This is a genomic window from Micromonospora maritima, assembly GCF_902825405.1.
Lineage (GTDB): Bacteria > Actinomycetota > Actinomycetes > Mycobacteriales > Micromonosporaceae > Micromonospora > Micromonospora maritima.
The window spans coordinates 1-8,149 of the sequence record NZ_CADEAU010000245.1; the positions used below are offsets into that span (position 1 = coordinate 1).

The following is an 8,149-nucleotide window of genomic DNA, read 5'->3' on the forward strand; positions in this document are numbered from 1 at the left end:
CCAGCCCGGCCGGCGGCCGGTGGCCCGGCCGGCGGAACCGGTGCCACAGCAGCACGGCGGCCAAAGCGGCCAGCAGCCCGGCGTGGCCGACGAACAGCCAGGTGAGCGTCGAGCCGTAACCGGGCAGCCCGCCGCCGGGCCGCCAGCGGGCGGGTGCGAGCAGCAGGTGGCTCCCGACCACGACGGTCAGGCCGATCGCGACCGTCCGCACCGCCCGGGCGACCGTGTCCCGCCTCGGGTCGGTGGGCGCGCGGTCGATCAGCGCGGGCGCGCAGACCAGGACCACGCAGGCGGTCAGCACGGTGCCGGCGGCGACCAGCAGCGCGACGGTCATGGCCGGCGCGCCCTGCGCGGCCCGGGCGGCGAGCAGGCTGACGTCGAGCGTCGCGAACGCGGCCGCGACGTGGATCGAGCGCAACCTCCCCATCAACGGCTCGGCGTCCCACTGGCCGACCGTGCTCAGCGGATGCCGCGAGGCCGCGCGTTCCGGTGCCCGGAACGCGGCGAAGGAGCGCCCCGGACGGGTGGCGCCCCACCAGATCAGGCAGATCGTGGCGACCGGGGCGAGCGCGAGCACCACCAGGCGGACCTCGACCGGCCGTCCACCCAGCCAGGACAGCCAGTCGCGGTCGGACGTGCAGGCCGGCGCGGACATGCACTGCCAGGCGACCAGGTCCAGCGCCACCCCCACCACGGCGAGCACGTACAGCGCGGTGAGGCTCAGCCCGAGCACCCGGCACAGCGGCCGGATCAGCGCGCCGGCGGACCGGTCGCCCGGCCGCATCCACACCGCCACGTTGAGCAGCATGAACGGGAGCAGGAACAGCAGCGACAGGGTCCGGGTCACGGTGCCCGAGGGCAGGTCGTTCCACTGGTACGCCTCCAGCGTCACCCCGTCCGCGCCCTGCTCGTCGGCGTGCCCGGGGCGGGGTCGGTAGAAGCCCGCGCTGCGGTCGCCGGCCACCTGCCGCACCAGGGGCCGCTCCAGCACCTGGGCGGCGCCGGCCGAGGACACGCCGTGCACCCGCAGCTCCACCACCCCGCCGGGCACGACCGGCCGGCGGGGCGCCGCTCCAGCCGACATCGACCCTCCGAGACGTCCCGGCGACCCGCGCCGCCGGCACGGCCCCCACCGCCGGGCGCAGCGGCGTACCCGCCCGGATGGACGACAAACGCCCGGTCCGGGTCGTCCCTCGCCGTGTGCGGGCCCGGGGGTCGGGTATGCGCCGGCCGACGTCCTGCCCGAAGGGAGCCCGCATGACCGGCGCCTCGCCCCCAGCCGACGGCTTCGCCGTCGTGGAGATGTTCACCTCCCAGGGGTGTGACAGCTGCCCCCCGGCCGAGGAGGTGCTGTCCGGGATCGACCGGGACGCGCGCGAGCGGGGGGAGCGGGTGTACACGCTCGGCTTCCACGTCGACTACTGGGACCATCTGGGCTGGGCCGACCCGTACGGCGCGGCCGCGCACACGCTGCGACAGGAGGCGTACGCCCGGGCGTTCGGCTCCGGCGGGCTGTACACGCCGCAGATGATCGTCAACGGCACCGTCGAGTTCGTCGGGTCCGACCGTCGCCGGGCCGCCTCGGCGATCGACGCCGCCCTGGCCACGCCGCCCGGCACCCCGCTGACGCTCGCGGTCGTCGAGGCGGGCGACGGGCGGGTGGTGCTCGACTACGGCACCGGAGCGCTGCCGGAACAGGCGCGGTTGAACGTGGCGCTCGTCGAGCGCGGCCTGGAGAACGACGTGCCCCGCGGCGAGAACGCCGGGCGGCGCCTGCGCCAGGACACGGTGGTCCGCGCGTTCCGCTCCGCCGAGCTGGACGTGGAGCGGGGACGGGTCGAGCTCGACGTGTCCACCGCGCCCGACCCCCGGCGCGCCTCCGTGGTCGGGTACGTGCAGCAGGGCGACCGGGCGGTGGTCGGCGCGACCGCGGTCGACCTCGACGACGGGGGCCGGCGATGACCCGCGCCCCGGTCGCGACCCGGCTGCCGCCGATCAGCGTGCGGCGCTGGGTGAACTCCCCGCCGCTGACCCCGGAGTCGGTGCGCGGTCGGGTGGTGCTCGTCGACATCTGGGAGTACACCTGCGTCAACTGGATCCGCACCGCGCCGTACGTGCGGGCGTGGCACCGCGACTACCGGGACCTGGGGCTCACCGTGGTGGGCGCGCACGCGCCCGAGTTCGCGTTCGGGCGGCGACCGGAGAACATCGACCGGGCGATCCGCGAGCACGGCCTGACCTACCCGATCGCGATCGACGACGACTTCACGTTCTGGCGTGCCCTGCGCAACGACGCCTGGCCGGCCCGCTACCTCTTCGACACCGACGGGCGACTGGTGGACCGGTGGGTCGGCGAGGGCGACTACGACCGGACCGAGGCGGAGATCCGGCGGCTGGTCGAGGCGGCGTCGCCCGGCGCGGCGCTGCCCCCGGTCAGCCCCGAGGTGACGGCGTTCGTCACGACCACGCCACCCACGTACGCCGGCATCACCCCGGAGACCTATCTCGGCGCGGACCGGGGCGTGCCGGGCACGTACGCGCTCACCGGCGACTGGCGGGTCGACGGCGAGTACGTCGAACTCGCCGCCGGCCCCGGCGAGCTGGTCCTGCCCTTCACCGCCGGCGAGGTGAACCTGGTGGCCGACCCCGGACCCGGCGCCCCGGTGCCGGTTCAGGTGCTGCTGGACGGGAACCCGGTCGGCGACGCGCGCGGTGCCGACGTCGACCCGGCGGGCCGGGCCGACGTCGACCGGCCGGCCATGATCCGCCTGGTCGCCGGCGCGACGCCGGGGGAGCACCGGCTGAGCCTGGTCACCGACCGTCCCGGCTTCCGCGCGTACGTCTTCACGTTCGGTCCCTGATCCCGACCGAGGAGGAGAACTCCGTGGCCGTCAAGACCATGACGCCGACCCGCACCACCGCCGACATCCGTCCGTTCCGGATCGAGGTGCCCGAGGAGGACCTGCGCGACATGCGACGGCGGATCGCCGCCACCCGCTGGCCCGAGCGGCAGACCGTCGACGACCAGTCGCAGGGGGTGCCGCTGGAGACCAGCCAGGCGCTGGCCCGCTACTGGGAGAAGGAGTACGACTGGCGCAGGGTCGAGGCCCGGCTGAACGACCTGCCGAACTTCGTCACCGAGATCGACGGACTGGACATCCACTTCATCCACGTCCGGTCCCGGCACCCCGACGCGCTGCCGCTGGTCGTCACGCACGGGTGGCCGGGTTCGGTGATCGAGCAGCTGAAGATCATCGGCCCGCTGACCGACCCGACGTCGTACGGCGGCAGCGCGTCGGACGCGTTCCACCTGGTGATCCCGTCGATGCCCGGCTACGGCTTCTCCGGCAAGCCGGAGCGGTCCGGCTGGGACCCGGAGCACATCGCCCGCGCGTGGACCGAACTGATGCGGCGGTTGGGCTACACCCGGTTCGTGGCGCAGGGCGGCGACTGGGGCGCGCTGATCACCGACATGCTCGGGGTGCAGGCGCCGCCGGAACTGGCCGGCATCCACACGAACATGCCGTGCGTGGTGCCGCCGGAGATCGACGCGCTGCTCCAGCGCGGCATCACCGGCGTGAACGACCCACTGGCCGAGTTGCCGGCCGGGCTCTCCGACGAGGAGCGGGCGGCCTGCGAGCGGATCGACTTCTTCTGGAAGCACTCGGCGTACGCGCTGATCATGACCACGCGACCGCAGACGCTGACCGCGCTCGCCGACTCGCCGGTCGGCCTGGCGACGTTCATGCTCGACCACGACGCGGCCAGCCTGGACCTGATCTGTGCCGCGTTCGCCGGTCGCCCCGGCGGCCTGAGCCGTGACGACATCCTGGACAACGTCTCGCTCTACTGGCTCACCAACACCGGCGTGTCGTCGGCCCGGCTGTACGCACAGAACGCGTTGTCGTTCTTCGCCGCCAAGGGGGTGCGGGTGCCGGCCGCGGTGAGCCAGTTCCCGGACGAGATCCTGCTGGCGCCGCGCAGCTGGGCGGAGCGGGCGTACCCGAACCTGATCCACTACAACCGGCTGGACCGGGGCGGACACTTCGCGGCCTGGGAGCAGCCGCAGTTGTACGCCGAGGAGATGCGCGCGGCCTTCCGGTCCCTGCGCTGACGGTCGCGGTCGGTGCGGCCGGGTGGCGCCACCCCGGCCGCACCGCCGGTCAGACCTCGGTGAGTCGTACGGCGTCGGCGACGACGAGCCCGGCGGCGGAGCTCCACCGGCTGACCGCGACCCGGTCGGCGTCCCCGGCGGGGAGCGTGAACGTCCCGAGGGTGCGCCACTGCCCGCCGGTCGCGCGCTGGTCGACGTAGACGGTCCGGTTGCCGGTGGTGGTGGCCACCACGTACGGCGTCGAGCCGTTGTAGCCGGAGTTCGCCGGCCACCACGCGTCGACCCGGTAGTTGCCGGTGCGGGGGACGGCGAACTTGTACCAGGCGGCGTCGCTGGCCGCGACCGGATCCGCGTAGCGGTAGTCGGCGCCGTAGCGCTGCCCGGAGTAGGTCGACACCCCCCAGTTGGCGCTGGCGGTGAACCGGCCCGCGGTCGCGTTGTCCACGATCGACGTCCAGCCGCCGCCCCCGCCGGCCATCTTCGCCGCCACCTCGGACCGCATCACGTTCAGGTCGACGAAGGACGGGTCGATCTTGCCGGTGGTGCTGGTCTCCCGATGGCCACGGGCGTAGCTGGAGTCCCGGCCGAGTCGGGTGAGCACGGCGGCGGTGGCCGCGATGGCGGCGTCGTACTGGGCGGCGGTCATCCGCTGGTCCACGCCGTTGTAGTCGATCTCCCACCCGATCATCAGGGTGTTGCCGTCGCCGGCCGGGATCGGCCCGCTGCCGCCGCTGACCCCGGCGTGGTTGCACCGTCCGGCGGAGATCACGTGGAACACGCCGTGGTAGTCCACCAGCGCCTGGCAGAGGGGACCGGGCAGGTCGGAGCGGCCGTTGATGCAGATGTTGAGCGCGGGGTGCGGGTTGGTGGCGCTGGAGGTGGCCGCCGTGTGGTGCCAGAGCACGCCGATCGGGTCGAAGGAGCCGGGCCGCCCGCGGTTGAGCCAGTCGCCCTCGACCACGACCTGGACCCCGGCGGCCCGGAGCACGTCCACCAGCCAGGGAATGGTCGCCATCACCGCTCCCGGAGCAGGTCGGCCAGGCACTCGGCCTTGGGCGCGGCGACGGCCGCGCCGGGACGGGCCATCACGGTCAGCGCGGCGGCCACCAGGGCCGGGACGCCGAGCAGGCCTCGGCGCCGCAGGCGGACGGATCGGGTCGTGGGCATGGCGCTCCTTCGGGGGACGGCGCTCGGGTTCAACCGATCGACGGATGTGAGTGCCGGCACGCTATCCCGGATCGCCGTCCATGTCGATACCCTTCAATGACGCGGCCGTCGGTGAAAGCTTTTGCCGGATGGCGTGGACGCGCGTCGGTGGTCCGCCGGCCGGGCGCCGCCGCCCGCGACGGGGCCCGGCCGGCGGGCTCGCTCAGTTCAGGTGCGCGAGCAGGGCGGTGGCCATGCCCTGCTCGCCCCGGGCGTTCGGGTGGAACGGCGCGGCGGCGTTCTGCGGGACCAGTCCCTCCACCCAGCGGGTGCCGCTGCCCTTGCACGCGTCCCGGCCGATCGACGGGGTGTAGACGTCGGCGTAGCTCGCCCCGTTCGCCGCCGCGGTGTCGGCCAGCATCGCGTTCAACGCCTTCTCGACGCCGCGCAGGTAGGGCACGTCCTGGTAGGCGATCGGCACCACCGGCCAGCAGCCGTACCCGGTGTCCGGCAGGATCGCCGGGTAGCCGAGCACCACGACCCGCGCGTTCGGCGCGGCCTGGCGGACCGCCCGCAGTACCGAGGTCACCTTCGGCGCGGTGGCGGCGATCCGGGCCCGGAGCTGGTCGGTGCCGCCGGCGGTGAACCGGTCCTTGCACGGGGAGCCGAGCGGGCTGCTCACGCTCGCCTCGGCGCAGTCGCTGATGATCCCGGAGAACCCGATGTCGTTGCCGCCGATCTGCACCGTCACCAGCGCCGTGGTCGAGGTGACGGCCTGGAGCTGCGGCGGCAGGTCGATGCCGAGCTGCCCGTCCCCGCCGTAGAGGATGTCGTCGGTGGTGGCCCCGGAGCAGCTGACGTCCGCGAACGACGACGAGCCGGCGGACGCGGCGACCAGCGACGGGTAGTTGCGGTTGGAGCGCAGGCAGTTCAGGTCGACCTGGGTGGGCACGAGCGGGGCGGCGGTGTACGAGTCGCCGAGCGCCACGTAGCGCCCGGTGGGCACGGCGGCGTTGGCGGGGGCGGCGACGGCGAGCAGGACGCCGGCGGTGGCCGCGGCGAACGCGGCCAGTCGTGCGGCGGTGCGCGCCAGCGGCAGGCGGGGACGGTTCATGGCGCCCTCCCGGAGCGGGATCATGGGGGTGGTGGTGCCGGGAAGTCTGGCCTCGTCCTCGATGCACGTCAATATAGATGAACCTCATTTAGGGGTGGTCGGGGATGTGGGACTGCCCCGGGAGGGCGTGCCCGGTCGGGTCGCCGGCGACGCCGGCCACCTGGCGGCCACCGCCGCCGGTCGAGCGTCGAGACTGTCCGGCATGGAGTTTCTGTGTTTCCATCGTGATCGGCGGGACACGCTCCCGCTGCGGGAGGCGTTGCGCGAGGAGCACTGGTCCTACATGGACCGCTTCGCGAGCGGCATGATCGCCCGCGGGCCGACCTTCACCGAGGACGGTGGGACGCCCACCGGCAGCCTGCACATCGTCGACCTGCCCGGTCCCGCCGCCGCCCGCGCGTTCGCCTTCGACGAGCCCAACTACCAGGCCGGTGTGTACCGCGACGTGTTGCTCCGGCGCTGGCGCAACACGCTGGGGCGGCGGATGGGCGACTTCCCCGGCGGCCCGGTCGGCGGCAACCGGTACCTGGTGCTGGCTCTCGGCGCGGGGCGGGCCGTCGACCTCGCCGTGCCGCCGGACACGGACCGGTTGATCGCGTACGGCCCGCTGCTGTCGGACGACGGCGACACCTGGCTGGGTACCGCGATGCTGGTGCGGGCGCCGCATCCGGAGGCGGCGCGCGCCCTGCTGACCGTGCGGCGGTACGCCGACATCGAGGTGCGCAGGTGGCAGTTCGGCGGGCGGCGCTGACGCCGACCCGGCGGATGCCCGCCCGCAATTCTTCGTGATGTGAAGCAAATGGCGGCAACAGCCGACGCGTCGGGGGTGCACGTCGATCGATGCGACCACGCTCCGATGCTCCTCTTTTGGTCTTTTGGCCAGGCCAAGGCCGGTGCCGTGGGGCCAGCGAGACCCAACCGTTACTTGACGCAATACTTCGTTCGCCGTAGGAAGGAACTGTGACTGACGTGGTAACCCCACCGACGAGCCCGGTGAGCCGGGAGCGGTCGAAGGAGATCAAGCGCCGTAGCGTGATCTCCGCCGCCCGCCAGGCCCGGGTGCTGTCCCGGGCCGAGCTGACCGAGTTGACCGGGCTGAGCCCGGCCACGCTCACCCCGCTGGTCCGGGATCTGATCGCCGAGGGCTATCTGCTCGAGCGCGGCCCCGGCGCGTCCCGGGCCGGTCGTCCCCGCGCCATCCTGGAGTTCAACCCGCGCGCCGAGCTGGTCGCCGCGGTCGCGCTGGAGCCGACCCGGATCAGCTGCGAGATCGCCGACAGCGACGGCGCCGTGATCGCCCACCGCTCGGTGCGCCGCACCGGCGACATCGTCGACCTGATCTGCACGGCCGTGCCCGAGCTGGCCGGCCCCGGCCTGCCGGCGCTGCGCGGGGTGGCCATCGCCGCGCCCGGCGTCTCGACCGGCGGCGCGGTCCGCCTCGCCCCCTCCGTCGGGCTGGTCGAGGCCCGTCCGGTGGGGGAGTCGGTCCAGCGGCGGCTCGGTGTCCCGGTCGTGATCGACAACGACGTGAACCTGATGGCCGCCGGCGAACACGCCGCCGGGGCCGGGGCCGACGTGGCCGACCTGCTCCTGCTGCACGTCGCCGACGGGATCGGCGCCGGTCTCGTGCTGGACGGGCAGGTCCGCCGGGGCTCCGGCGGAGCGGCCGGCGAGGTCGGCTTCCTGCCGCTCGATCCGGCCGACCGGGGCCACGACGGGGTCGGGCCGTTCGAGGCCCGCTGGTCGGAGAGCGCGGTCGCCGAGCGGGTGGTGGC

At 74.1% G+C, this 8,149-nt stretch carries 8 protein-coding genes and 1 pseudogene; 5 read left to right on the top strand and 4 right to left on the bottom strand.

The genetic code is table 11. From position 1 onward, the window contains the following. Positions 1-1,084: pseudogene (locus tag HUW36_RS20265) on the bottom strand (hypothetical protein); the annotation flags it as partial. Positions 1,085-1,257: 173 nt separating this feature from the next. On the opposite strand from HUW36_RS20265, the gene HUW36_RS20270 reads away from it, so the two are divergent. Genes HUW36_RS20270 through HUW36_RS20280 form a run of 3 tightly spaced genes read left to right on the top strand, consistent with a single transcriptional unit; the run spans position 1,258 to position 4,114 of the window. After that, positions 1,258-1,962 (top strand): DUF1223 domain-containing protein, encoded by a 705-nt coding sequence (locus tag HUW36_RS20270; RefSeq protein WP_174529613.1) that lies wholly within the window; start codon positions 1,258-1,260, stop codon positions 1,960-1,962. Then, on the top strand, positions 1,959-2,861 hold the full coding sequence (locus HUW36_RS20275) for a thioredoxin family protein (RefSeq protein ID WP_174529614.1): 903 nt from the start codon (positions 1,959-1,961) through the stop codon (positions 2,859-2,861). Before HUW36_RS20270 ends, HUW36_RS20275 begins: the two co-directional genes overlap by 4 nt. A gap of 23 nt (positions 2,862-2,884) precedes the next feature. After that, a complete protein-coding gene (locus HUW36_RS20280) occupies positions 2,885-4,114 on the top strand; it encodes an epoxide hydrolase family protein (protein WP_217428841.1) in 1,230 nt (409 codons plus the stop codon). Positions 4,115-4,163: 49 nt separating this feature from the next. Here HUW36_RS20280 and HUW36_RS20285 read toward each other — a convergent pair whose 3' ends face one another. From HUW36_RS20285 to HUW36_RS20295, 3 genes are all read right to left on the bottom strand, one after another. Next, on the bottom strand, positions 4,164-5,129 hold the full coding sequence (locus tag HUW36_RS20285; RefSeq protein WP_174529615.1) for a golvesin C-terminal-like domain-containing protein: 966 nt from the start codon (positions 5,127-5,129) through the stop codon (positions 4,164-4,166). Further along, complete coding sequence (locus HUW36_RS20290; protein WP_174529616.1) at positions 5,129-5,281, bottom strand: hypothetical protein; 153 nt, start codon at positions 5,279-5,281, stop codon at positions 5,129-5,131. The genes HUW36_RS20285 and HUW36_RS20290 overlap by 1 nt, the downstream gene beginning before the upstream one ends. 202 nt (positions 5,282-5,483) lie before the next feature. Continuing rightward, entirely contained in the window at positions 5,484-6,374 is an 891-nt protein-coding gene (locus HUW36_RS20295; RefSeq protein WP_174529617.1) for an SGNH/GDSL hydrolase family protein, read from the bottom strand. Here HUW36_RS20295 and HUW36_RS20300 point away from each other — a divergent pair. Continuing rightward, complete coding sequence (locus HUW36_RS20300; RefSeq protein WP_246248242.1) at positions 6,373-7,125, top strand: YciI family protein; 753 nt, start codon at positions 6,373-6,375, stop codon at positions 7,123-7,125. The two genes, HUW36_RS20295 and HUW36_RS20300, sit on opposite strands and share 2 nt — an antisense overlap. Before the next feature lie 209 nt (positions 7,126-7,334). Further along, on the top strand, positions 7,335-8,149 hold an 815-nt coding region (locus tag HUW36_RS20305), incomplete at its 3' end, for an ROK family protein (RefSeq protein WP_174529618.1).

Excerpts from the sequence above, each read along its gene's own strand:
- HUW36_RS20270 (WP_174529613.1), top strand. The coding sequence starts at position 1,258 with ATGACCGGCGCCTCGCCCCCAGCCGACGGCTTCGCCGTCGTGGAGATG.
- HUW36_RS20285 (WP_174529615.1), bottom strand. The coding sequence starts at position 5,129 with ATGGCGACCATTCCCTGGCTGGTGGACGTGCTCCGGGCCGCCGGGGTC.
- HUW36_RS20290 (WP_174529616.1), bottom strand. The coding sequence starts at position 5,281 with ATGCCCACGACCCGATCCGTCCGCCTGCGGCGCCGAGGCCTGCTCGGC.
- HUW36_RS20275 (WP_174529614.1), top strand. The coding sequence starts at position 1,959 with ATGACCCGCGCCCCGGTCGCGACCCGGCTGCCGCCGATCAGCGTGCGG.
- HUW36_RS20295 (WP_174529617.1), bottom strand. The coding sequence starts at position 6,374 with ATGAACCGTCCCCGCCTGCCGCTGGCGCGCACCGCCGCACGACTGGCC.
- HUW36_RS20300 (WP_246248242.1), top strand. The coding sequence starts at position 6,373 with ATGGCGCCCTCCCGGAGCGGGATCATGGGGGTGGTGGTGCCGGGAAGT.